Raw genomic sequence first — 24,578 nt, forward strand, 5'->3', positions numbered from 1 at the left:
CCGGGAGTGCTCCGCAGGCTTCCGGTCTGGCCCCTTTTCCCAGAGTGTCCTCTATATGAAAGCCTTATCGGACGTCCCCGCCGAACCTGCCAATACGCCTGAATCTCCTTCTAGCCGTCTCCAGGGCGTTGCCTACTGGTGCGCTATGGGTCTGGGTGCACTGGGTTTGCTGATGGCGATTAACCAAACGTTTAACCTGAAAATTCTGGGTTTCCAGCCGCTGGGCAACGCCTATCTCTATTATCTGATCGGTGTTTTTCTTGCAGCTGCCTTCCTGTGTTTTCCGGCCTGGTCGGGAGCTCGTCATCGGGTGCCCTGGTACGACTGGCCACTGGCGCTGGCGGCTCTGGGTTCTTGTGGTTACTTGGGCTACCACGGTTTGATCATGATCCAGCTGGGCTGGGATTATATGGCGCCAATCGAGGCGACTGCCGCTTCTGCGGTATTGCTGGTACTGGTGCTGGAAGGTGTTCGTCGTTGTGGTGGCTGGCCGCTGCTTGCGGTGGCGTTGCTATTCGGCACCTACCCACTTTACGCCGGCTCCATGCCCGGTTTTCTGTGGGGCAATGAATATGGCCTGGCCGAAACCATTCGTGCGCACGTTATGGGTGTCGAGAGCATTATTGGTATACCGATGCAGGTGGTGGCACAACTGGTTATCGGTTTTGTGGTGTTTGGTGCTGCGCTGACTATTACCGGCGGGGGCGAGTTTTTCATGCGCTTTTCCACCGCCCTCATGGGTCGCAGTCGCGGCGGCCCGGCCAAAGTGTCCGTGTTATCCAGTGGCATTCTTGGCAGCCTGTCAGGGAGCGTAATCTCTAACATCCTGACCACCGGCCCGATCACCATTCCCACCATGAAGAAGACTGGCTACCCCGCCCATTACGCGGCTGCGATCGAGGCTTGCGCCTCTACCGGTGGCACGCTGATGCCGCCGATTATGGGAGCGGTCGCTTTTATCATGGCGTCGTTTCTGGGGGTGCCTTACTCGGAGATCATCATTGCCGCTTTCCTACCGGCGCTGCTGTTCTATCTGGCGCTGATTTTCCAGGTTGATATCTACGCCGCCAAGCGGGGCCTCAAAGGCATGCCCGAAGCAGACATACCTAGCATGAAAGAGACCCTAAAAGACGGTTGGCCGTACCTGTTCAGCCTGGTCATGCTCATCTACATGTTGCTGTTCATGCGGTTGGAGGCCTATGCGCCTTACTACGCCACGGTAGTGCTGTTAGGCATCTCAATGTTCAAGCGCCGGCACCGACTCAATCGCAAGCGCGCGCTGGCATTTATCCTGGATCTGACCACCAGTGTTTCAAACCTGGTGGCTATTCTGGCCGGTATTGGCCTGGTGGTAGGCGGCTTGTCTTACACGGGAGTGGCCGGTGCTTTCTCCCGCGAGTTGCTGCTCTACGCCGATGGCAGTATTCCGTTGATGCTGGCGGCCGGTGCAGTGACCAGTTTTGTGCTGGGCATGGGGATGACCGTCAGTGCATGCTATATCTTCCTCTCCATCCTGCTGGCGCCCGCGCTGGTCAATGCCGGTCTAAATCCGCTGGCGAGCCATCTGTTCATTCTATATTGGGGCATGATGTCGTACATCACTCCGCCGGTAGCCCTGGCGGCGATTACCGCTGCCGGCGTTGCCGGTGCTAACGCCAGCAAAACCGGGCTGTACGCCATGCGGCTTGGGGGCATTCTGTTCATCCTGCCGTTCTTATTCGTGCTTAACCCGTCGCTGATTCTTCAAGGCCCCTTGGGTAATATTCTGACCTCTGTGGTGACGGCCGTAACCGCGATCTGGCTGATGGCCTCTGCTATGGAGGGGTACCTTTACCGGGTAGGAGTTCTGGCCTGGCCCCTGCGAATACTGGTCATGATCTCCGGTGTCGTGCTGATCTACCCCGACATCGTGACGGATGTTATTGGCTTTAGTTTGACCGGCCTAATCTACGCGTGGCACCGATGGGTGCGGCAGCCTGTATCCCTCAAACCCAGTTAACCGCAACCAATGCAATGGTGAACAAACGTGATTAACAAAATCTGTGAATCCCTTCGGGCCGCGGTTGCCGATATCGAAGACGGCAGTGTTGTGATGATCGGCGGCTTCGGCAATTCCGGTATTCCAATGCAGCTGATCGAAGCACTTCGCCTGCACGGTGCCCGTGAGCTGACCATTATCTCCAACAATGCCGGCACCGCTGAAGAAGGCATTGCGTCGTTATTGCGTGACCGCTTGGTGCGTAAGATGGTGTGTTCGTTCCCACGCTCGTCTGGCTCGATCTGGTTTGAGCGCCTTTACGAAAAGGGTGAAATTGAGCTGGAGCTGGTACCACAGGGCACCCTCGCGGAGCGCATCCGCGCCGCCGGTGCTGGCTTGGGCGGGGTTTATACACCCACCGGTTATGGCACCCGGCTCGCCGACGGTAAAGAAACAAAGGTGATCAATGGCAAGGGCTATGTGCTGGAAACCGCCATGCCTGCCGATGTGGCACTGATCAAGGCGCACCGGGGAGATGCTTGGGGCAATTTGATCTACAACACCGCCGGTCGTAACTTCAATCCCATAATGGCGACGGCCGCCCGAATCACTATTGCGGAAGTTAACGCCGTGGTTGAGGTCGGTGAGCTTGACCCAGAACACGTGGTGACGCCGGGCATATTTGTTGATCGCGTAGTGGTTCAGGAGGTACAGCAACATGCTGCGGCTTAGTACGAATGAGATGGCGAGTCGGGTGGCCCAAGACATTCCGGATGGCGCCTATGTGAATCTTGGCATTGGCATGCCAACCTCGGTTTCCAACTATGTATCTGATGATAAACAGGTTATTTATCAAAGTGAAAATGGTATTCTCGGCGTGGGGCCGGCTCCAGAGCCTGATAAAATTGATCCGGATCTGATCAATGCCGGCAAGCAGTATGTGACCCTGCTCAAGGGCGGCTGCTACTTCGACAACGCCGAATCCTTCGCGATGATGCGCGGCGGCCATCTGGACATTGCGGTACTGGGTGCGTTTCAGGTTTCGGCGACCGGCGATCTCGCCAATTGGGCCACCAACGACGACAAGTTTCCACCCGCTGTTGGCGGCGCCATGGATCTGGCGGTGGGTGCAAAACAGTTGTTCGTGCTGATGCGCCACACCACAAAGACCGACGAGCCCAAGATTCTGGAACAGTGTGAGTACCCACTGACCGGAGCAGGCGTGGTCAAGCGCATCTACACCGATCTCGCGGTTATTGATGTCACCGACGAGGGTTTGCGGGTGCGGGAATTGTATGGTGACAATACCCTGGCTGAGGTTCAGGCATTGACCGCAGCGACGTTGCTACCGCCGTTATAGAAAGTTAGCACCGTTATAGAGAAATAACACCACTAGTAGGGAGATACCTCTTGGTCACTGCTGCACTGCCGGATGGACAGATGTCATGCCCCGTTTGAGCTCATGAGCCGGGACACCGCCGCATCCCTGCTGACCCTGCGTTCCGCGCTTACCTACCTGGCTTTGGGTGCTGGAGTGCTGTCATTTTTGCCGGGACTCGGGGTTTTGGGTGCGATCGCGATCATCAGCGCCATTATCCTGGGCTGGCGGGACCTTCGATTGGTAGCGCGGTTGCTGTTCGGTCTGCTCACGGTGATGACGATCATTGCGATCACGATTGAGCCGAGTGCGTTGATAGGCGCCGCCACCAGCATGACCCGCCTGACGGCGCTCATCATAACGGTGATGCTGCTGTCTTCCATGCTGGGTAAATCGGCTGACCTTGGGCTGATTTCCAAGAGCCTGTTTGCGGGCTCGCCGCTGGCCCGCTACTACAGCGTAACCTTCGGCACCGCCTTTCTGTCGATGCCGCTGAATTTCGGCTCGGTCGGCGTGGTCGCCACCATGATCCAGAGTGAAAAAGACCAGCAAGGCGACTCTGCCATCACTCGCAATGCTTCGCGCGGTGTACTGCGCGGTTTTGGCGCATCGCCGATTTTCTCACCGCTATCGATCTCCATTGTCCTCACCGTGACCTTTGTACCAGCCCTGCACAGCTTGCAGATTATTGCGATCAGCCTGCCACTGGCCGTGGGTTATCTGCTAATAGGGGCCCTGTTTCTTGAACCCGAATCAGCAGAATACCAGCCTGTCGAAGCACCAGAGCCGGGCACAAGACTGGCCCGCATGATGCCCTGGCTGAGATTTGCCGCCGTTATTGGGGCGATTTGCGGGGCCACATTCGCCTTCAGTGGCTACTTTAACCTCAGCTATTCGCGAGCGGTGACGCTGAGTTGCCTCGGTGCGGTAGTGATCGGACTGGCGCATCGGCGCTTACAGGGCAGCAAAATTACCCTGCCGTCGATGGCACCGATGAGCAATGAACTGGTGATAGTTGGAGGCTCAGCCTTTCTCGGAGTACTGATCAGCACCTTTGCTATTCAATGGCTGGGTGCAGGGTTCAACCTGCCGGGCTGGGCCTACCCCGTCGTCGCATTCGTGGTTCCGTCGGTGTTTTTTCTGGGTGGTATGATTGGGTTTAACCCGATTGTTATCGGCACCCTGACTGGCGGTGTGCTCGGGCCCATCTGGCCCGTGAGCGCGGTTCTTGGGTTGGGTATCGCCATGGTCTCTGGCTGGGGCCTTACTACTGCGGGTACGCCGTACTCGGCCAACTCGCTGCTGCTGGAGCGATTGACCGGTTACAGTGCCCAAGTAGCCTCTTTGCGCTGGAACATGGCGTTGTCGATATGCTGCCTTTTGTTTACTGGCGCGCTGGCTGCCGCCATTACCCTGATGAAGACTGGAGGTTGATCCGACGGTAGCGCTTAACCGGTCTTTTTACTGTGACATTATCACTGACTCACAAAGACGGCAGGTCTAAAGTTCATAGGGTCGCATTATTCCAACACAAGGAGATCAGACAATGACCGTTGATATGAGATTTGCGGATCGAATCATTCGTACACTCATCGGCATTGTATTGCTCCAACACAAGGAGATCAGACTATGAGCGTTAATATGGGATCTGCAGATAGAATCATTCGCGCACTCATCGGCATTGTGCTACTAGCACTGGTATTTGTCGGCCCGCAAACGCCTTGGGGCTGGATTGGTGTTGTACCCTTGGCCACCGCGCTGATCGGTAACTGCCCGGCCTATTCACTGCTCGGCATCAAAACCTGCAAAACGCAGTAAACACATGGGGACAGATTTCAAATCTGCCCCCTACCTCCTACACCACATCCACTCGCAACTGCTCCAGCACAAACGCTTCCATTGCCTGGGCTGCCGGCGCCAAGGTGCGGTTGGCGGATTTCACCACGCCAATGCGGCGCACCACGTCCGGATTGTGCAGCGGGATAAAACACAAGCTGGCGCTCTGCTCGGGGAACGCCAGCCGCGGCAGGGTGGTCACGCCGGCTCCGGCTTCAAGCATCGCCAGCAAAGAAATCATATTCGATATATAAAAGGCGCTGTTCTCCACCAACTCGGCCGCCGCGGTGTTCATCAACAACCGCGAGGTGCCATTACCAATCAGCTTTTCGCCGCGTAGGCGCTGCCAGTCCAATGTTGTGTCCTGGGCCAGGGCGTGGTCACGGCGACACACCACGCCAATTTTGTCCTCGAACAAATGGCTATAGTGCAGCTCTTCACTGTTTTGCCACAGACTGGTAATTCCCAGGTCCACCTCGCCGTTAGCCACCATCTGGCACACATAATGGGCGTTCTCGTCGTGCAGGCTAATATTCACATCGGGAAAGCGGGTAATAAAGCGCGCCAGAAACGACGGCATGATTCGGCTGGCCACCGACGGCACCGTAGCAATGTGAATGTGCCCCTCACGGCCATCGGCGTGAGCGGCCACGTCCCGTGCCATGCGGTCGTGCTGGTTCACCAGATCGCGAAATCTTGGCAGGCAGTATTCACCAAACGGCGTCAGACGCACCTTGCTGCCCCGTTCCAGCAAATTCTGCCCCAACTTTTGCTCAAGCTCCCGCACCGCCATCGACAACGCCGGCTGGGTACGGTGCAAGCGCCGTGACGCAGCGTGAAAACTGCCCTCCTCCACCACCGCAATCACGTAGCGCAACTGCTGTATTTTAAGCTCGGGCGGCATACCGGTTTCCTCAGCAATTCGATAAAGATTTCTTATCAAACAATGTTATTTATTGATTATTCTTATTATGGCACCGGCAGTAGTATAGGTACAAAGACAAAAGGAGAACTTCATGAGCACGTCCCACCCACTTTATATTAATGGCCAATGGGTCACCGGCGCCAAGCGCATCACCAACTCCAGCCCGTCTGACCTTACCGATGTGATCGGCGAGTACGACCAAGCCAACGCCGAACAAACCCAACAGGCCATTAGCGCCGCCCGAAAGGGTTTTGCGCAATGGAGTAAAAGCGGGTTGGAACAGCGCTACAAAGCCCTGATGGCCATTGGCGACGAGTTGATTGCGCGCCAGCAGGAACTGGGTGAATTACTATCGCGGGAAGAAGGTAAACCCCTAGCTGAAGGCAAAGGCGAAGTGTACCGCTCCGGTCAGTTTTTCCATTACTACGCCGCCGAAGTGCTGCGGCAGATTGACGAGCGTGCAGACTCCGTGCGGCCGGGCGTAGAAATTGACGTTCGCCGCGAGCCGTTGGGCGTGGTGGGCATTATCAGCCCGTGGAACTTCCCCATGGCCACCGCCGTGTGGAAAATTGCACCGGCTCTGGCGTTTGGTAACGCCGTCGTCTTTAAGCCCGCCAACCTGGTACCCGCCAGCGCCTGGGCGCTGACTGAAATCATCAGCCGCCAGGAATTTCCGGCAGGCACGTTTAACCTGGTGATGGGTTCCGGCGGCGAAACCGGTGAAGCCCTGATCAACAGCCCGCAGATTCAGGCCCTGACCTTTACCGGCTCCCTGGAAGTAGGTCGCCGCATAGCGTCTGCCACCGTCGCCAATCTGGTGAAGTGCCAGTTGGAAATGGGTTCTAAAAACGCATTGATCGTGGTTGACGATGCCGACGTAGATCTGGCTGTAGAAGCCGCCTTTAACGGCTCTTATTCCGGCAGCGGTCAAAAGTGCACCGCCTCTTCACGCCTAATTGTGACCGATGCCGTTCACGACGAGTTTGTCAGCAAGTTGATCGCCCGCCTGGAAAAAGCCACTGTTGGTCACGCCCTGCACGAAGGCGTTCAGATTGGCCCCATTGCTGACAAACGCCAGCTAGATTCCAACATGGCGTGGATTGAACGCGCCCAGGCCGACGGCGCTACCCTGGCCTTTGGCGGCAACCGCGTTGACATGGCAACCGAAGGCTATTACATGGAGCCCGCGCTGTTCACCAACACCACCAACGACATGGCTATTAACCGCGACGAAGTGTTCGGCCCTATCGCCTGCGTTATCCGCGTGGCGGATTATGAAGCCGCGCTGGACACTCTGAACGACACCCAATACGGCCTGACCGCGGGCATTATCACCAACTCTCTGAAGCTGGCATCAGATTTCAAAGCCCGTGCCGAAACCGGTTGTGTGATGGTGAACCTGCCCACTGCGGGCACCGACTATCACGTGCCTTTTGGTGGACGTAAGAACTCCAGCTTTGGCCCCCGCGAACAAGGCCAGTACGCGCGCGAGTTCTACACCGTGGTAAAAACCTGCTACGTGCGGGCATAACGAGGGCCATGTCATGCTGACCATAGACGGACTGCAATACTCCAACTGGTCCCGTGAGATATTCGAGCAAATGCGCGCCGGCGGTGTTACCGCCGTGCACGCCACCTTGGTATACCACGAGAACACACGCGAAACCCTGACCCGGTTTGGCGAGTGGAACCGGCGTTTTGAACAACACGCCGATTTAATCATGCCAGTCTATGAGCCGGCAGACATTGAACGTGCTCGCGCCAGCAACCGCATCGGCGTTTTCTTCGGTGCGCAAAACTGCTCGCCGATTGAAGACGACATCGACATGATTGCGGTCATGCGCCGTATGGGCCTGATGATCATGCAGCTGACGTACAACAACCAAAGCCTGTTGGCGACCGGTTGCTACGAGGCTGAAGACAACGGCATCACCCGCTTTGGGCGCCAAGCCATCGCGGAAATGAACCGTACCGGCATGATCATCGACATGTCCCACAGCTCGGAAAAATCCACGCTGGACGCCATTGAATTGTCGACTCGGCCGGTGATTATTTCCCACGCCAACCCCTCGTCGTTCCATGCGGCCAAACGTAATAAGTCAGACAAGGTTCTGAAAGCTATCGCCGACAGCGGCGGCCTGCTGGGTTTTTCGGTGTATCCGTTCCACTTGAAAGACGGGCCGGACTGCACACTGGAAAGCTTCTGCGGCATGGTGGCCGATACCGCCGAACTGATGGGCATCGACCATATTGGGCTGGGCACGGATTTGTGCCAAGGCCAACCGCAATCAGTACTGGACTGGATGCGCAACGGACGCTGGTCCAAGGAAATGGATTTTGGCGAAGGCAACAAAGGCAACGCCGGCTGGCCGCGGCCATTAACATGGTTTCAGGACAATCGCGATTTTCCTGCCATTATTGATGGATTGCAAAAAAAAGGATTCAGCGACATTGACGTGCAAAAAATCATGGGCCTGAATTGGCTTAAACAACTTGAAGACGGCACCACGCCGGCGTCTTGAAGGCTGTTGAATAAAAAACCGGCAAACGCAACACCAACCATTGGACCAGCAACAAACCAGGGTGTCTCAACAAAAAAGGTAAGCATTATGAAAAATAACAAAATCAAGGCAGGCGGTGATTACTCACTTGCTCAGCTGGGCGACCCGGTATTGCTGACGCTCAGCGTTGGCTTTATTGTGCTGTTTGTCGGGTTTTCATTGTTTGACCTTAAAGCAGTAGCAGATCTGATTGGCAGCGGATTTGCCTGGACCGCCAAGATCTTCGGCACGTATTTCCAAATGCTGTTGCTGGCCACCTTCTTTATTGCCATCGGCGTTGCTTGCAGCCCGGCCGGCCGTGCCAAAATCGGCAATCTTGACCGCCCGGAAATGAGCACCTTCCGCTGGCTGTCCATTATTATGTGTACCCTGCTGGCCGGTGGCGGCGTGTTCTTCGCCGCAGGCGAGCCCATTTATCACTTTGTGGTGACCCCTCCGGCATTTACCTCCGAGCCAGGCACGGCAGCCGCCGTCTCCAACGCCATGGCACAATCCTTTATGCACTGGGGCTTTCTGGCTTGGGCCGTGCTGGGCACCCTGTCTGCCATTGTTCTGGCCCACGCTCACTATGTTAAAGGCAAGCCGCTACAGCCCAGAACGCTGCTATACCCAGTGTTTGGCGAGCGGATTATGAGCGGCTGGCTGGGCAGCGTGGTCGACGCCTGTTGCGTTATTGCAGTGGTTGCCGGCACTGTTGGCCCGATAGGTTTTCTGGCCACCCAAATGAGCTTTGGCCTGAGTGAACTGTTTGGCCTGAGCGACGGTCTGGGCACTCAAATGGCCATTCTGGCGCTACTGGCGGCTATTTACGTAACCTCTGCCGTCACCGGCATTCATCGCGGCATCCAGATTCTAAGCCGCCTGAACGTGTTCCTGGCGCTGGCCGTTGCCGCCATTATCTTTATCTTTGGCCCCACCCTGTTTCTGACCAACACCTACTTCCAGAGCATGGGCCAGTACATGTCGTCGTTCATGGAAATGGCAACCATGACCGCCGAAACCGCACCGGCCTGGTGGATGCAGTGGTGGACTGTGTTCTTCTTTGCGTGGTTTATCGGCTACGCCCCGTTGATGGCGATTTTTGTAGCGCGCATATCCCGCGGCCGCAGCATTCGCGAAATGATCATGGCGGTGGCCGTTATGGCCCCCATCGCCACCACCATTTGGTTCACATTGCTGGGCGGCTCGGGCATCTATTATCAGATGACCGGTGTGATTGACCTAGCCGACGCCCTTAACAACTTCCGCTTTGACATTGCCACGTTGACCGTAGCTCAGGCGTTGCCCGGCGGTAGCTTTATGGCTCTGGCCGTTCTGATTTTGACCACCATATTCGTGGCCACCACCGGCGACTCCATGAGCTATGCCATCGCCGTGGTCAGCTCGGGCCACGATGAACCCAACACCTTTGTGCGCGCATTCTGGGGTTTGGCTATGGCCGGTATGGCCGCCGTTCTGCTGTATATGGGCGCAGGCCAAATCAGCGTGCTGCAACAGTTTATTGTGATAACCGCTATTCCTGTGTCGCTGGTTCTGCTGCCATCACTTTGGCTGGGCCCGAAAGCCGCCTACACTATGGCTCGCGAGCAGAATCTGATTCCGCAACTGCCTGGTGCAACCTCGGCGAAAGGCTCGGTAACACTGGAAGAACACTCAAAGGTGAAATCATGAGCTGGGCCGATACCCTTTCAACCACCGATAACCTGCGTCCCGCCAATCAGGTCATGCAGCTAGACCGGCTGGGCAGTATGTTCGCCAGCCGCCTGAGCTTTGCGCGCTCGCTGGTGCGCAAGATGATCAAGGAGCGCTGGCAGGTCAGCAACACCGTATTTGACCTGAACGACCAGGGCCACGGCACCGCTATTTACCGCATCACCACGCCTCAGGGGCTTTACCACTGCGTGATTTTCTGCCGCGAGTTGCGCGCAGATCAGCGCTCTGACCGGGTAATTGCCGAAGCCTGGGACGTTACCTTTGCGATCGTTGAAGGCGATGTGGAAGCGGAGTTGCTGCAGCACATGGCCGACAACGTGCCACTGCAGGAAGCTGGCCGCCTGTCTTCCAGGGTTCTGGTGCTGTCGCGGGCCAACAAGAGCCTGCGCAACTTCAGCCATTTTGTGGCCGCGCTGGCCGTCGGCGAACAGCCCGACCCAGCAGCGCTGACGGCGGTGGGCTATCTGTACCGCACCACCGCGGTGTACGGCAATGGCAAATTCGGCATTGCCGACTTTGCCCGGTTGGAACGTAACACGGATTTCAACCGGCCATTTTCTGCGCAAATGCTGGCTGTGTATGTGCTACGCCAGTTCTCCATTGAACAGCTGAACCACCTGGCAAGGGTGCAAGCGCCAGATACCGCCGTCGAGCTCGCCCCGGAACTGCAACGCTATCTGGGCATTGGCAACTCAACCGGCCTGGGTATGGCGCCGTTTTTGATCAATCACCCGCAGCTTATCCAGCAATGGATCTACGGCCGCGAGCGCGCCCTGGCTTGCGCGCGCCTGCAGCCTGCCAGCGACAAATGCCGCAACAAGCTGCTGGCGCTGATGCTTCGCGCCCACCGCTATTTGCAGCAAACCGTTACCGAAGACCAGGCCCAAACTCTGCGCAACCGGAACATTGTGCAGTCGGTACAGGAAGTGATCGATTGGCTGGAGCGCACCCCTGCGCACCCGGCGCTGTATCGCGAACTGACCGACTGGGCCGACGAGCACAGCTCGGTTGAAGCACAGGAACTGATCAACACACTACTGATAGAGATGTATCCGGAACTGGTAGACAGCCTGGACGACGAACTGGGCTGCCATGAAACCATGGATTTGCAGCCCGATATGAAAGCGCGAAAACTGAAAGAGCTGATCGAGCAGAGCTTTGATTGGGCGCTGACCTACAACGAAGAAAGCGCAGAAGACAACTACTGGTTCTGGTACCGCTCGGCGGAAAAGGAAGAACCACGGCTGGGCATTCGTGCCGAGGAATCTGGCGCCGAAAAAGAAACTGCGCTGGCCATAGGCCCGCGTATCAGCCGCTGCTATACCCTGCTGGCGGAGTTTGTACAGAATAACCCCAATGCCATGGTGGTCGAGTTTTTGATGGCACACCCGAAGCAGAAAGAAATTGTGCGGCGTATCCAGACCATGGCACCTACGCCCTACGGCGAAATTCGCGCTAACTTATGGCACCGCGATATGAAACCCATGCACCTGCTGCGCACGAAACTGTCATTTTTTGGCGCAGGCCGGTTTGATCCAAAATCCGACCGCTGGGTTCGCATCACCTTGTTCCAGGGCGCGCCCTTGGGCGTTGAACTGACAAACCCTGCGCTGTCGCTGGACCAGCTTGACGACTGGAGCTTTCCCTTACAGCCAGAACGGCAGCCCGGAAAGCAGGCAGGAGCCCAATGAAAGTATCCTTTAACGAATTGCAGGGTTTGTCGCGCAAGGCGTTTAGTGGCGTCGGTTTTGACGATGGCGACGCCAGCGACGCCGCCGACATGGTGGTGTGGATGGAAGCCCACGGCCTGAACGGCATTCAATCCCTGAAGCGCAGCCTGGCGTTCATACTGGAAGAAGATCAGTCACATTCGCCAGAAATTATCTACCAGGATGCCGACCTGTGCGTGGTTGACGCCCACAACCGCACGGCTCTGAACAACGCCAGCCTGGCCATCGAACTGGGTTACGCCAAATGCCGCGCGCGCGGATTGTCGGTAACAAAAATACGTCACTGCCACAACCGCATGCTGATTGTGGGCTATCTGTCGCGGGTGGCACGGCGCAACATGAGCGTTACCGCGTTCTGGCGCGACTCCCACCAGCCTTTGACGGAGATATTGGTCAGTTTCAAAGCCGGCGAAGAAGCGCCGGAAATTTGTATGTACAGCCTGGACGACATACCGGACGACACAGAACCCAATGACGGTATTACCTTGGTGATGGTCAACCACGTCAACCTGATGCCTGACTTCAAGGCCGATCAAACCTTGAACAATCTGCTGCATCAGGACAAACACAGCATGCACAACTGGCAGGAACATGCCCTCGCCGAAGGCATAGAGGTAGAACCTGAAATGTGGAACAGGTTAAAAGAATTGGCGACAAGAATTTTAGTGGAATCATCAGACGATTCACGCCAGGGCGCCGGAGCCGGCACCAGCGATAATGATTAAATTGATTCGTTAACCGATACGCACTTAGTCAACATTCAACTATTTAACATTCACGGCTTAGGAGCCCAAAATGAACCCATATCCCGTGAACACTAACTTGCCCGCCTCTAAATCACCTCTGGCATGGGCCACCGTTGGCAACGGCATTTTATTCACCGCGCAAATCCCGATTGATGCCGAAGGCAAAGTAGTAGATGGCGGCATAGAGCCCCAGATCAAACAGACTCTAGCCAATCTGAAACACACCCTGGAAAGCGCCGGCACCGACGTTGCCAACCTTACGCAAGTGCTTATCTACGTGACCGACCGCGATGACCTTGCTGCCGTAAACCGCGAATACGCTACGTTTGTCGCCGAGCCGTTTCCCAACCGCGCGGCCATTATCGTGTCCGGTTTCGCCCGTGCAGAAATGCTGGTGGAAATTGTAGCTTATGCAGTGGTGCCATAGGCGGGCTTCTAAAGCCCCGCGCCTGCCAGCGCAGGGCTCATGTTAAACCGGTGGTTGGGCCTGCAATGCCGCCGGTAAACGGCTAGCGCCCCAACTGCCATGAATCCGTTCAATCACTCGCTGAAGTTCTTCCTGGTTTACATCCGCTAATGCGCCCCGCTCCAGAGGGTCGAAGTGGAAGATATACAGCCGCGACGCAAACTCCTCGAACGGCAACGAAGCTTCACCAAAACGTTCACCCTGCCCGGATGTGCTCACCAGCACGCCGTTGCCCCAGTCTTGCCCGCTATCGTTATTGGGGTTGTAGAAATACGCACGCATGTGGGCTTCCGGGTCCAACGCCACGCGTAAAATGGTGATGGCGTGCCAGCCAATAAAGCGCCCGGCTCTGTCGGTTACCGCTATACCTGCTGGCTGGGGGTGAATCAACGGCTGATTGCCGTTGTAATAGGGGTGATAACTGGCGTAAAAATGCCGTAAAAACTCGTCCAGTTTGTCCAGATTTCCGGTGGCTACATCTACGTTAATGGCAAAGCCACGGCCGGCAGACCAGCCGTGGAACTCAGGGTTCACCCAGCGATGAGGGTCGCCCTCGCGGCCAATGCACAAGCGCCCCATTTCCACGTAGATGCGATCCAGATGGGGCACCACCACCAGCGACACCGGGTCCAGATCAAACGTTAGCTCGGCGGCAAGCCCGGCGGCACTGCGCGCCGACGACACCGGCACACCTTCAAAGTGCATAACAATTTCGTTATCCCGCGCGGCCCAGGTCACCATCTGCAATAGATAATCCGGGTCGTTATAGGCCCACATAGACAATGCCCGCGCCGACTGGCAAGTCGGGTTGTTACCCTGGCCCACGCCCAAAGGCTGGCCCAGCATGTTCAACACACCCTGAATCAACCAGGCATTGGCCTGGGGCTGATAGCCATAGGCCAGCTGCAGTCGTTCACGGGCCTCGGGGCTTAGCGATAGCTTGGCCTGTCGCCAGAGCGCAGGCGCAACCGGCGGCTGGTAAAGAATTCCACGCTCCAATAGCAACGCCAAGCCATAAAGGCCCTGGGCGGTCTCAGCGAAGATGCCTTCGGCAATCAGCGTGTGCACCAATTCCCGGTAACACAACAAACAGTCGCGGCCGGTACTGGAAAGCCCCAAAGCCGCGCTCAGCAGCGCATCCTGACCTTCATCCATAATAAAGCGTACAAAGCTGGCGTGATACGGCGACACAAGACCCGTATCGTGCATAGAGCGGGCAAAGCCGGTGGCTTCATTTTGCAGATTTTGCGCGTCCATCGCCTGCAGGCGCTGTTCGTAAACCACTATTCCCGGGTCTTCACTGCACGCCCGCGTGGGGCCATACAGGCTACTAATCAAACGTTCAGCACCGCCGCCGGCTGCACCCAAATCCACATTCGGGTCTGCGCGACAAATGGCAATCTGGGTGATCATCTTGCGAACACCCGACACGCGGATGGGCCGCTGCTGCAAGATGCGCCAGATTTCCTCAATCAGATTTTCAATCACATGCTCGTAGCCGATATTCTGGGCTACATATTGCACCACGGCTTCGCTGATTAACGACAGCTCACCCTGCTCGCGTTCGGCTTCGCCGGTCATCCCAAACAGAAGGCCAAGATTAATCGCCAACACCTGAATCAGATAGTGCCTGGCCTGATCGGCAGACACCGACGGGTGCAAATAGAATTCGCGCACCACCGCCAGCAATCGCAATTCACTGAGCGCCTCAATCACAACCGTATCGGCGTTTTTGCTTTGCAGCGAATAAGTGGTCAAGGCCGGCACCAAAAGACCGGGTTCGGCCCAATCCGTGCCCTCAAAAACGCCTGCCTGTTCAATGCGCTGAATTCGCGCCTCGACGGCCTCACAGCCACCCGGCTGAAGCAACACCCGGCGGGCGCTACCAAATACCCTGGGCAATTTGCCGAACTTCGCCAAAGATTCGCTTTGTTCCAGCGCCCGAATAGCATCGTCCAGCTTGGCAACCAGTTTGTCGAGACTCACAGTCACAACCGTACTGCCCAATTGATAATCGTTCAAAGCCAGTTCCTCAGGGCCGTACTACCGGCCCGGTGATGCATCGTGAAACGGTCGATGGGGTAAACACCAAAGCAGCCGGCATAGCCTTTTGCATCCACCACTTCATTCGGAAAAATAGGGTCGTTGATTCTTCGGTGGTTTTTGAATCAGGCAACAGTATAAAGCCCTAATACACATTAAACCCGTAAGCAGCCTACAAAAGCTCAAATACTTTGAGGGGTCAGGCGCGGCCCACGCGATCTCTATATCCCTCCGCCGATGCATGAAAACCGTAAATCATTCGCTGAAGCCTCACAAAAACATCACGAAAAAACAGCAAAAGCATTGATGCCTTCCAGTAGACCGGTCGTATACTGGCTCCCACAAAGGAGATTATCCATGCACAATTTTGATTTTCACAATCCCACCCGCATCGTTTTCGGTGACGGAAAAATTGCCGAGCTAGACGCTCTGGTTCCTAGAAACGCCCGCGTGATGATTCTTTTTGGCGGCGAAAGCGCACGCAGCACCGGAACTCTGGGCGAGGTGACCGCAGCCCTGGGCGAGCGCGACATTCACGAATTTTCAGGCATTGAGCCCAACCCCAGCTTCGAAACCCTGATGCGTGCGGTTACCCGAGTGCGCGATGAAAAGATTGATTTTCTGCTTGCGGTAGGTGGCGGATCCGTTATTGACGGCACAAAATTTGTTGCAGCTGCCGCGCTGTTTGAAGGCGATGAGTGGGACATCTTGCTGCAAGACGGCAACAACGTAGATAAAGCCTTGCCGTTTGGCGCGGTGCTGACCCTGCCAGCCACCGGTTCGGAAATGAACAAAGGCGCAGTGGTTACCCGCAAGTCTCTGAAAACAAAGCTGCCATTTCACAGCCAGCACGTGTTCCCGAAGTTCTCGATTCTAGACCCGACAAAAACCTTCACTCTGCCGCCGCGGCAGGTCGCCAACGGTGTGGTTGATGCCTTTGTACACGTGATGGAACAATATTTGACCTACCCCGCCCAGGCGCCGGTGCAAGATCGTTTTTCCGAAGGCTTGCTGCAAACGCTGGTCGAGATTGGTCCCCAATGCCTGGCCGAACCTGAAAACTACCAGGTACGCGCCAGCCTGATGTGGACCGCCACCCTGGCTCTGAATGGATTGATTGGCAGCGGTGTGCCGCAAGACTGGGCCACACACATGCTGGGCCACGAACTCACCGCACTGCATAATCTGGACCACGCTCAAACCCTGGCCATTGTGTTGCCATCCATGCTGAGGGAACGCAAAGCAGCGAAGCAGGACAAACTGGTGCAATACGCCGAACGGGTCTGGAACATTACTGAGGGCAGCGCGGAACAAAAAGCCGACGCCGCTATCGACAAAACCCAGGCCTTCTTCGAGTCCATGGGCGTAAAAACCCACCTGGTTGATTACCAGCTGGGCGAAGAACACATTGATGAGCTCATCGATAGCCTGAAGAAAAACGGCATGACCAAATTGGGTGAAAACGGCGACGTAACACCCGATATGTGCCGCCGCGTATTGCAGCGGTCACTTCGTTAAACGGTAAAAACCTTCGGGTTTTTGATCAGATATCGATTTTCATTGCGTCTCAACTCTGGGCCATATTCTTGCTACGGTTCACCTGCAGAGCCGCAATGATAATTCCTATCGAGGCCACGCCAATAATGATCGCCGCCAGCGCGTTCACATCCGGGCTTACTCCCAGACGGACTTTAGAGAAAATCACCATCGGCAGGGTCGAAGCGCCTGGGCCGGAAACAAAACTGGCAACCACCAGATCGTCCAGGCTGAGGGTAAAGGCCAGCAGCCAGCCTGACATCAGCGCCGGAGCAATCACCGGCAGTGTTACATCAAAGAACACTCGCACCGGGTGCGCTCCAAGGTCCAGCGCTGCCTCTTCGATCGACAGATCCATATCCACCAGCCGCGACTGTATAATCACAGCCGCATAGGCTGCGCCAAAGGTCGAGTGCGCGATAATAATCGTCATAATCCCACGTTCGCCAGGCCAGCCAAGAACGCTCTCCATCGCAACGAACATCAGCAGCAACGCCAGCCCGATAATAACTTCGGGCATAACCAGTGGCGCAGTAATCATCATGCTCAGCAGCGTCTTGCTGCGAAAGCGCCGGAACCGGACCAACACGAAAGAGGCCACCGTACCAATCACCACAGACAGAGTCGCGCTGGCCAGGGCAACACGCAGGCTGACCCAGGCCGCATCCAGAATTTGCGGATCTCGGAACAGCTCGCCATACCATTTGGTCGAAAATCCGCCCCAAACGGTCACCAGCCGGCTTTCGTTAAAGCTGAAAATCACCAGTGACAGGATGGGAGCGTAAAGGAACACGAAACCCAGAACGCCGAAGATCATGAGAGACCGTGACTTACGTTTCATCGGGTTTCTCCTTCGCTGGCTGACTGCGCCCAGCGCAGCAACATAATGGGAATCACCAGAACAAACAGCATCACAATGGCCACCGATGAGGCAACGGGCCAATCCCGGTTAGAGAAAAACTCGTTCCACAACACCTGACCGATCATCAGCGTATCCGGCCCGCCAAGAAGCGCCGGGATAACAAACTCGCCGACGGCGGGAATGAACACCAGCATGCAGCCCGCGATAATCCCGCTCAGCGACAGCGGCACGGTGACGGTCAGGAACGTAGTGACCGGGAGCGCGCCCAAATCGGAAGATGCCTCAAGATAAGCTTCGTCCAGTTTCACTAAATTGGCGTAAAGCGGCAGGATCATGAACGGCAGATAGGTATAAACGATGCCAACATAGACAGCAAAATCGGTCTGTAACATCACTAGCGGCTCGTCGATAATGCCAACACTCATCAGCAGATTGTTGATAACCCCATTGCCTTTGAGAAACCCGATCCACGCGTAAACCCTCAATAGAAACGACGTCCAGAAGGGCAGTACAACCAGCATCAACAGCAGGTTGCGCTGATCCGGAGGCGAGCGCGCAATCAGGTAGGCCATCGGATACCCGATCAACAGGGCAATGAGTGTCGCGACGCCGGCAATCTTGACCGACCCCAGATAAGCCGCAAGGTAAAGAGGGTCTTCCAATAGAAACAGATAGTTATTGAAGTTCAGATTAACCCTGAAAAACCCGTCAATCCACTCCACGATCGGCAGATAGGGCGGCCGGGCAATTGCGGCCTCAGAAAACGAAATTTTCGCGACTACCAGGAATGGAATCAGAAAAAAAACCAGAAGCCAAACGGTCGGGATGGCAATAACCAAAATTCGTCCCTTGAGCCCCAGCCGGCCCAGAAGCGCCCCGATCTTCGATCCCAGCGGCAGGCTATTCATGACGTCACCACGATCCCGGCGTTGCCAGCCCAGCCCAGGTTCACCCGGTCACCGTAATTCAGCGAACTCTCTTCAGACCGAAAAAGGTTCGATTGGTTAACGCGCACGCGTTTACCGCTGTTCAGGCGTATCTGGTAAACCGACGAATCGCCCAGATAGGCAATTTCATCGATGATACCGCTTAGCTTGTTGCGCAAGTCACCCAGATCATCTTTGCTGATCTGCATTTTTTCCGGTCGCACCGCAACGGCGACCTTTTGGCCAATAACACCGCTGATGCTGTGGGGTACGTAAATTCCCAAACCGGCTTCGGGACAGGCCACAACAACGTGGCTCTCGCCGTCTTCGGCAATACGGCCCTCAAAGATATTCACCGAACCAATAAAATCTGCAACGAATCGGTTCTGCGGATACTCGTATATCTCGCGAGGGGTCCCAACCTGGACGATCTTGCCTGCGGTCATAACACCGATCCGGCTGGACAACGTCATCGCCTCTTGCTGATCGTGAGTGACAACAACAAAGGTCACGCCCAGACTTTCCTGAATCTTGATCAGTTCAAATTGGGTCTCTTCGCGAAGTTTCTTGTCCAGCGCACCCATCGGTTCGTCCAGCAGCAGCAGCTTGGGTTTTTTCACCAGCGCGCGCGCGAGCGCAACCCGCTGGCGTTGGCCGCCGGACAGTTGATGTGGCTTACGGGCGGCAAAAGCATCCATCTGCACCAGCGACAGCATGTCTGTCACGCGAGTGGCAATCTCTGCCCTGGGCAAGCCGTCTCGTTTCAGCCCGTATGCGATGTTCTTTTCCACGGTCATGTGCGGAAACAACGCGTAGGACTGAAACATCATGTTGGTGGGTCGTTTATAAGGCGGGATGCCGGCCTGGTCCTGACCGTCGATGATGATCTGGCCGGAGGTAAGGTCCTCAAACCCCGACAGCATCCGCAACAAAGTGGACTTGCCGCAACCCGATCCACCCAGAAGGCAGAAAATCTCACCCTTGTAGATTTCCAGCGACACGTTATTAACGGACGTGAACTCACCGAATTTCTTGGTCACATTTTTAATTTGTAAAAAAGGCACCGCGTTTGGATCGGTCCAGGGTTTTAGGCCTGCAACTGCATTGGCTTCGGACATGATTACTCCCCATTTCCCCAAAAGAAACGATTCTGGAAAACAACTGCCGCGCGGATCGGATCCGCGCAGCAGTGAACAGGCTTACATGCCAGTCTTGATGGTGGTCCAGGCGCGGGTCAGCGTTCGGTCATAGCGCGCCGTGTGCGGCTTGGAAACGAACATCTTCTTCTTAATGTCCTGAGGGGGGTAAATGCCAGGATCATTAGCCACGTCTGAGTTCACAAATTCCGTCGCAGCGGTATTCGGATTTCCGAAGTAGACATAGTTGGTAATGTCTGCGGCAACTTTTGGTTCGAGGATATAGTCAATAAATTTTAATGCGTTTTCGGGATTGGGTGCATCGTCCGGGATTGCCAGCATGTCGAAACCGATCACTGCGCCCTCTCTCGGAATCGTGTAAGCAACATTAATTCCCTGCCCTGCCTCGGCGGCACGGTCACGGGCTTGCAGAATGTCGCCGGAATAGCCGATGGTCACGCAGATATCACCGTTGGCCAGATCGTTAATATACTGCGACGAATGGAAGTAGCGGATGTGAGGGCGAACGCCCATCATCAGTTCGCTGCCCTTCTCCAGATCGGCTTTATCTTCGGAGTGCGGATCGAGTCCCAGGTAATTCAGCGCCGACGACATAACTTCGGTCGGGGAATCCATCACCACAACGCCGCAATCGGCCAGTTTTGCGACGGTGTCCGGGTCGAACATCATGTCCCAGCTGCCGATCTTATCGGCGCCAATGCGTTCTTTGATCATATCGACGTTGTAGCCGATCCCTACGGAGAACATCATGTAGGGAACGCCATAAGTGTTGCCCGGGTCATTGACCTCAATGATTTTGAGAATATCGGGGTCAAGATTGCCGTAGTTTTTCAGTTTGTCTTTGTCGATCTTCGCGTACAGGCCAGCCTTCGCCTGGCGAGCAAGAAACTCGATAGACGGCACCACCACATCGTAGCCGCTGGAGCCCGTCAGCATCTTGGCTTCCAGCACTTCGTTGCTGTCGAACACGTCGTAATTAATCGTGATGCCGGTTCTCGCCTCGAAATTTTCAATCGTGTCGGGAGCCACATAATCAGACCAGTGATATACGTTCAGTTCACCCTCGGCACAGGCTGCGCCAGTGACCAGTGCCAGCGCGCTACAGATCAGTGTTTTTTTTATCATGATGTTCTCCTGAGTATTTTTTATTATTTACTTTTTTACCGTGTCAGATGCCGATTTTGTCGCGTACCCCGTACCACCAGGAACCTATCACCGAATAGGGAACGCGGAACATGCGCCCGCCGGGGAACGGATACCAAGGCACCTTGGCAAACACGTCGAACCGGGTCAGGTCGCCGTGGATTGCCTCGGCCAGGATGCGCCCGAAGGTGTGCGACCCGGTAACGCCATGGCCGCTGTAGCCGTGGGCGAAATAGGTGTTCCCGCCGATGCGGCCCATCTGGGGGACGCGGCTGAACGAGAGGGCGAAATTACCGCTCCACGCGTAGTCGATCTTAACCCCCTTAAGCTGTGGGAACACCTTGTCCATGTTGCGCTGCAACTTGGCTTTGATGTCACTGGGATCTGCGCCACCGTAAACCGTGCCGCCACCGAACAACATGCGGTTATCGCCGGACAAACGATAGTAATCGAGGATGTAGCGGATATCCTCGACGCAGGCATCCGTCGGTATCAATTCCCGCGCACGCGCCTCGCCCAAAGGCTCGGTTGCCATCACCTGCGTTGACACCGGCATCACTCGCGACGTAAGCGCTGGCACCACGTGGCCAAGGTAAGCATTACCGCACAGAACCAGCGTCTTGCAGGTCATCGTGCCTTTGGCCGTTTTGACGACTGGCTGAGCCGCCGCGTGATCAACCTCAATCACCGGCGACATCTCATAGATGATGCCACCGTTCTGCTCAAATGCCGCTGCCTCGCCCAAGGCCAGATTCAACGGGTGCATATGACCGCCCGAATAATCGATCAGCCCGCCCACGTAGAGGTCGGAATTCACATGCTCGCGCAGTTGGTTCTTGTCCAGCATCTCCTGATTCTTGAGGCCATAGCTCGCCCAAAGCTTCATCCGTTGTTCCAGCTCGCCCATATGAGCGCTGGTCAAACCCGTAAAGATGTTCTTTTCTTTCAGATCGCATTTGATGTCGTAGGTGCTGATCCGCTCGCGGATAATCTCACCACCTTCCTGCACCAGACCGGCAACGAATGTGGCCGTGTCTTGCCCGTAGCGCTTCTTGATCGTTTGCAGACTGGCGTTCAGCCCGTTGACGATCTGCCCCCCATTGCGCCCCGAGGCGCCCCATCCAACCCGCGCACCCTCAATAATGGCGACCTTGTAGCCTTTTTCTGCAAGATAAAGCCCCGTCGAGAGCCCGGTGTATCCGGCGCCGACGATGCAGACATCTATTTGATGATCACCGGTCAGTTCCGGCCGCTCCGGCGCGACATTAGCCGAGGCGGCGTAATAGCTTGAGGTGTGGCTGCCGTCGCCGGCATAGGAGTAATTCTGCGAGTTCATCACACGATCTCCAGGTAACTGTCATATTCAAACTTGGTCACGTAGCGGGCAAATTTACGCAATTCCTGCGTCTTGCACTCGACCAACATGGTTTGCAGCCGTTTAGAGAAGATGGTCGGCACATCGGCACCCTTGCGAAAGGCGTCAATGGCGGTTGCCCAGTCCAGCGGCAGATTGTCGAGGTTCATTGAATACGCGTTCCCGGTAATGGGTGCCGCCGGCCGCATGTCGTTCTCGATGCCAAGCAGCGCCCCGCCCAGAATGCTGGTCAGCACCAGATAGGGGTTGGCATCGGCGCCAGCAACGCGATGCTCTATCCGCCGCGCTATTGACTCACCGCCGGGAATACGGATGGCCGCGGTTCGGTTCTCATAGCCCCAAGAGACGCTTGTCGGCGCGTGAGCGCCAGGCAGAAGACGGCGATAGGAGTTTTCGTGCGGCGCAAATGTCAGCGTGTTTTGCTGCATCGTGGCCAACAGGCCGGCCACCGCGTTCAACAACAGTGGCGTGCCTTCTTCGCCGCCGTTGTCGAATACGTTTATCCCGTTTTCATCGATCAATGAAAAATGCGTGTGAAAACCGCTACCAGACAGGTCGCCATAAGGTTTTGCCATGAAGGTAGCTGCAAGCCCGTGCTTGCGGGCAATGCCGCGCACGAGCCGCTTGAACAGCACGGCATCGTCGGCGGCGCGCAGAGGGTCCGCAACGTGGCGCATGTTGATCTCGAACTGGCCCGCCCCGTTTTCCGAGATCGCAGCATCTGCAGGAATGCCCTGCAATTCGCAAGCATCGTAAACGTCGTTCAGAAATTCATCGAAATGCTGCAATTCGTCCAGCGACATCGCGCCGTCGGATTCCAGACGTTTGCCGGTGACCGGGGATCGCGGCGCCTGCGGATAATCTTCTGAGGGATCAACCAGATAGAATTCCAGCTCGGTCGCCACCACAGGCGTCAGTCCGCGCTCCTTGTATTGCTCGGCCACGCGCGCCAGAGCCCTGCGCGGGTCGCCCGGAAACGGTTCGCCATCTTCTTGCCGCATCCACAGCATCGCCAGGGCCGTCGGGCGACTGGTCCAGGTGACCGGCATCAATTGACGGCCAGTAAAATCGCACAAGCCATCGGAGTCACCCGTCTCGAAAACCAGCTCACTGTTTTCGACATCCTCGCCCCAGATGTCCATGCCGACAATCGACAACGGCATCCGTAGCCCGCCTTTTATCACCTTGGACAACTGATCAACCGGAACGCGCTTGCCTCGCATCGTGCCGTTCAGATCACAAACGCAGGCAAAAATAGAATCAATTTCTGGATGCTGTTCTAGCCAGGCTTCGGCTTTATTATCAGACATGGGTCACCTTTCGATACCGTTTTTTGAATTGTGATATCATTGTGTTAATATTTATATCATTCCTTTAATTGTGTCAACCTTTTTAGGTAATATAGTCCAGACCAACACACTCCAGGACGGCATGATGACCAGCAACGGCGAACTCAACATCCCTGATATTCCGGCAATATCCGGAACGACGACACAAGAATATGCCTATGAGCGCCTCCGCAACGCAATCATGCTGGGGGCGATCGAGCCCGGCACGTCACTGACAATACGCGGGTTAGCCGAACGACTGAATCTCAGCCCGACCCCGATCCGCGAGGCTGTGCGGCGGCTCAGCTCGCAACATGCCATACAGATCAAAGATAACCGGCGCATGGCGGTGCCTTTAATGACCCCCAACCGCTTTGAAGAACTGGTCGCACTCCGCATTGCGGTTGAGGTCCACACAGCCCAGCGCGCGCTGCCCTACATGTCAGATTTCATCATCGAAAAGCTGACGGCACTGGATGACAGGATGGACGAACTCATTTTTGACAGAGATCTCGATCAACTGACGCTGCTGAACCAGGCCTTCCATCGCACTCTTTACACAGTTAACCCTGCCCAAACCTCAATGCCCATCATTGAAAGCATCTGGTTGCAGCTTGGCCCCTTCCAGCGCCAGGTCCTCACACGAGTTACCGAATATTACGAGATTGATCGTCACAAAGAGATTCTTACCGCCCTGACGACTCGCGACGCAACCGCCCTGATAGATGCTATTACCAATGACATCAAAGACGGCGTACTGAAGTCAGGCCGAAACCTTCTGGCCCTGATAGACGCCGCATGAGGGAAGAATATCCGACCTGACGCGCCGTCGGGCACAGGTCGTTTATGGCCACAATTGATTCAGAAGTGGCGCT

The 24,578-nt window shown here is 55.9% G+C and carries 21 protein-coding genes and 1 pseudogene; 13 read left to right on the forward strand and 9 right to left on the reverse strand.

The annotated features are described in order from the left end of the window. The first annotated feature begins 55 nt into the window (after window positions 1–55). The 5 genes from MIH18_RS05995 to MIH18_RS06015 all read left to right on the forward strand — a co-directional run bounded on the left by MIH18_RS05995 (window position 56) and on the right by MIH18_RS06015 (window position 5,174). Window positions 56–1,999, forward strand: coding sequence for a TRAP transporter permease (locus MIH18_RS05995; RefSeq protein WP_249014147.1), 1,944 nt, complete (start codon window positions 56–58; stop codon window positions 1,997–1,999). 27 nt (window positions 2,000–2,026) lie between these two features. Continuing rightward, window positions 2,027–2,710, forward strand: coding sequence for a 3-oxoacid CoA-transferase subunit A (locus MIH18_RS06000; protein WP_249008133.1), 684 nt, complete (start codon window positions 2,027–2,029; stop codon window positions 2,708–2,710). Continuing rightward, window positions 2,697–3,338: a 3-oxoacid CoA-transferase subunit B gene (locus MIH18_RS06005; RefSeq protein WP_249014148.1), complete on the forward strand. Its 642-nt coding sequence runs from the start codon at window positions 2,697–2,699 to the stop codon at window positions 3,336–3,338. The genes MIH18_RS06000 and MIH18_RS06005 overlap by 14 nt, the downstream gene beginning before the upstream one ends. A gap of 102 nt (window positions 3,339–3,440) precedes the next feature. Next, window positions 3,441–4,790, forward strand: a complete 1,350-nt coding sequence (locus tag MIH18_RS06010) for a hypothetical protein (RefSeq protein ID WP_249008131.1) — start codon at window positions 3,441–3,443, stop codon at window positions 4,788–4,790. Window positions 4,791–4,985: 195 nt separating this feature from the next. Then, complete coding sequence (locus tag MIH18_RS06015) at window positions 4,986–5,174, forward strand: DUF2892 domain-containing protein (RefSeq protein WP_249008130.1); 189 nt, start codon at window positions 4,986–4,988, stop codon at window positions 5,172–5,174. A 37-nt stretch (window positions 5,175–5,211) separates the two neighbouring features. Here the strand turns inward: MIH18_RS06015 and MIH18_RS06020 are convergent, their stop codons facing one another. Continuing rightward, on the reverse strand, window positions 5,212–6,096 hold the full coding sequence (locus MIH18_RS06020) for a LysR family transcriptional regulator (RefSeq protein ID WP_249008129.1): 885 nt from the start codon (window positions 6,094–6,096) through the stop codon (window positions 5,212–5,214). 112 nt (window positions 6,097–6,208) lie between these two features. Between MIH18_RS06020 and MIH18_RS06025 the strand changes: the two genes are divergently transcribed. From MIH18_RS06025 to MIH18_RS06050, 6 genes are all read left to right on the forward strand, one after another. Next, entirely contained in the window at window positions 6,209–7,648 is a 1,440-nt protein-coding gene (locus MIH18_RS06025) for an aldehyde dehydrogenase family protein (RefSeq protein WP_249008128.1), read from the forward strand. A gap of 13 nt (window positions 7,649–7,661) precedes the next feature. Continuing rightward, window positions 7,662–8,639 carry a membrane dipeptidase gene (locus MIH18_RS06030; RefSeq protein WP_249008127.1) on the forward strand — a complete coding sequence of 326 codons (978 nt, stop codon included), beginning with the start codon at window positions 7,662–7,664 and terminating at the stop codon, window positions 8,637–8,639. An 87-nt stretch (window positions 8,640–8,726) separates the two neighbouring features. After that, entirely contained in the window at window positions 8,727–10,349 is a 1,623-nt protein-coding gene (locus MIH18_RS06035; protein ID WP_249008126.1) for a BCCT family transporter, read from the forward strand. Continuing rightward, window positions 10,346–12,082, forward strand: coding sequence for a hypothetical protein (locus tag MIH18_RS06040; protein WP_249008125.1), 1,737 nt, complete (start codon window positions 10,346–10,348; stop codon window positions 12,080–12,082). Before MIH18_RS06035 ends, MIH18_RS06040 begins: the two co-directional genes overlap by 4 nt. Next, a complete protein-coding gene (locus MIH18_RS06045; RefSeq protein WP_249014149.1) occupies window positions 12,079–12,846 on the forward strand; it encodes an Ldh family oxidoreductase in 768 nt (255 codons plus the stop codon). Before MIH18_RS06040 ends, MIH18_RS06045 begins: the two co-directional genes overlap by 4 nt. Before the next feature lie 70 nt (window positions 12,847–12,916). Next, on the forward strand, window positions 12,917–13,294 hold the full coding sequence (locus tag MIH18_RS06050) for a RidA family protein (RefSeq protein ID WP_249014150.1): 378 nt from the start codon (window positions 12,917–12,919) through the stop codon (window positions 13,292–13,294). Window positions 13,295–13,336: 42 nt separating this feature from the next. Here MIH18_RS06050 and MIH18_RS06055 read toward each other — a convergent pair whose 3' ends face one another. Together MIH18_RS06055 and MIH18_RS24025 are read right to left on the reverse strand one after the other, a co-directional pair. Next, window positions 13,337–15,355: a hypothetical protein gene (locus MIH18_RS06055; RefSeq protein WP_249014151.1), complete on the reverse strand. Its 2,019-nt coding sequence runs from the start codon at window positions 15,353–15,355 to the stop codon at window positions 13,337–13,339. Window positions 15,356–15,411: 56 nt separating this feature from the next. After that, window positions 15,412–15,569 (reverse strand): annotated as a pseudogene (locus tag MIH18_RS24025) (carboxylate--amine ligase); the annotation flags it as partial. A 164-nt stretch (window positions 15,570–15,733) separates the two neighbouring features. Here MIH18_RS24025 and MIH18_RS06060 point away from each other — a divergent pair. Further along, window positions 15,734–16,894: an iron-containing alcohol dehydrogenase gene (locus MIH18_RS06060; protein ID WP_249014152.1), complete on the forward strand. Its 1,161-nt coding sequence runs from the start codon at window positions 15,734–15,736 to the stop codon at window positions 16,892–16,894. Between the two features lie 49 nt (window positions 16,895–16,943). Here MIH18_RS06060 and MIH18_RS06065 read toward each other — a convergent pair whose 3' ends face one another. The 6 genes from MIH18_RS06065 to MIH18_RS06090 all read right to left on the reverse strand — a co-directional run bounded on the left by MIH18_RS06065 (window position 16,944) and on the right by MIH18_RS06090 (window position 23,685). Then, complete coding sequence (locus MIH18_RS06065) at window positions 16,944–17,753, reverse strand: ABC transporter permease subunit (RefSeq protein WP_249014153.1); 810 nt, start codon at window positions 17,751–17,753, stop codon at window positions 16,944–16,946. Beyond that, window positions 17,750–18,682 carry an ABC transporter permease subunit gene (locus MIH18_RS06070; RefSeq protein ID WP_249008119.1) on the reverse strand — a complete coding sequence of 311 codons (933 nt, stop codon included), beginning with the start codon at window positions 18,680–18,682 and terminating at the stop codon, window positions 17,750–17,752. Before MIH18_RS06070 ends, MIH18_RS06065 begins: the two co-directional genes overlap by 4 nt. Next, window positions 18,679–19,818, reverse strand: coding sequence for a polyamine ABC transporter ATP-binding protein (gene potA / locus MIH18_RS06075; protein ID WP_249008118.1), 1,140 nt, complete (start codon window positions 19,816–19,818; stop codon window positions 18,679–18,681). Before potA ends, MIH18_RS06070 begins: the two co-directional genes overlap by 4 nt. Window positions 19,819–19,899: 81 nt before the next feature. Then, complete coding sequence (locus MIH18_RS06080) at window positions 19,900–20,982, reverse strand: polyamine ABC transporter substrate-binding protein (protein ID WP_249008117.1); 1,083 nt, start codon at window positions 20,980–20,982, stop codon at window positions 19,900–19,902. Between the two features lie 43 nt (window positions 20,983–21,025). Next, entirely contained in the window at window positions 21,026–22,336 is a 1,311-nt protein-coding gene (locus MIH18_RS06085) for an FAD-binding oxidoreductase (protein WP_249014154.1), read from the reverse strand. Continuing rightward, window positions 22,336–23,685, reverse strand: coding sequence for a glutamine synthetase family protein (locus MIH18_RS06090; protein WP_249008115.1), 1,350 nt, complete (start codon window positions 23,683–23,685; stop codon window positions 22,336–22,338). The genes MIH18_RS06085 and MIH18_RS06090 overlap by 1 nt, the downstream gene beginning before the upstream one ends. 121 nt (window positions 23,686–23,806) lie before the next feature. Here MIH18_RS06090 and MIH18_RS06095 point away from each other — a divergent pair, with 121 nt between their 5' ends. Further along, window positions 23,807–24,505: a GntR family transcriptional regulator gene (locus tag MIH18_RS06095; RefSeq protein WP_249014155.1), complete on the forward strand. Its 699-nt coding sequence runs from the start codon at window positions 23,807–23,809 to the stop codon at window positions 24,503–24,505. Window positions 24,506–24,578: the final 73 nt, after the last annotated feature.

Origin of the sequence: Marinobacter sp. M3C, from assembly GCF_023311895.1 — a bacterium.
GTDB lineage: Bacteria > Pseudomonadota > Gammaproteobacteria > Pseudomonadales > Oleiphilaceae > Marinobacter.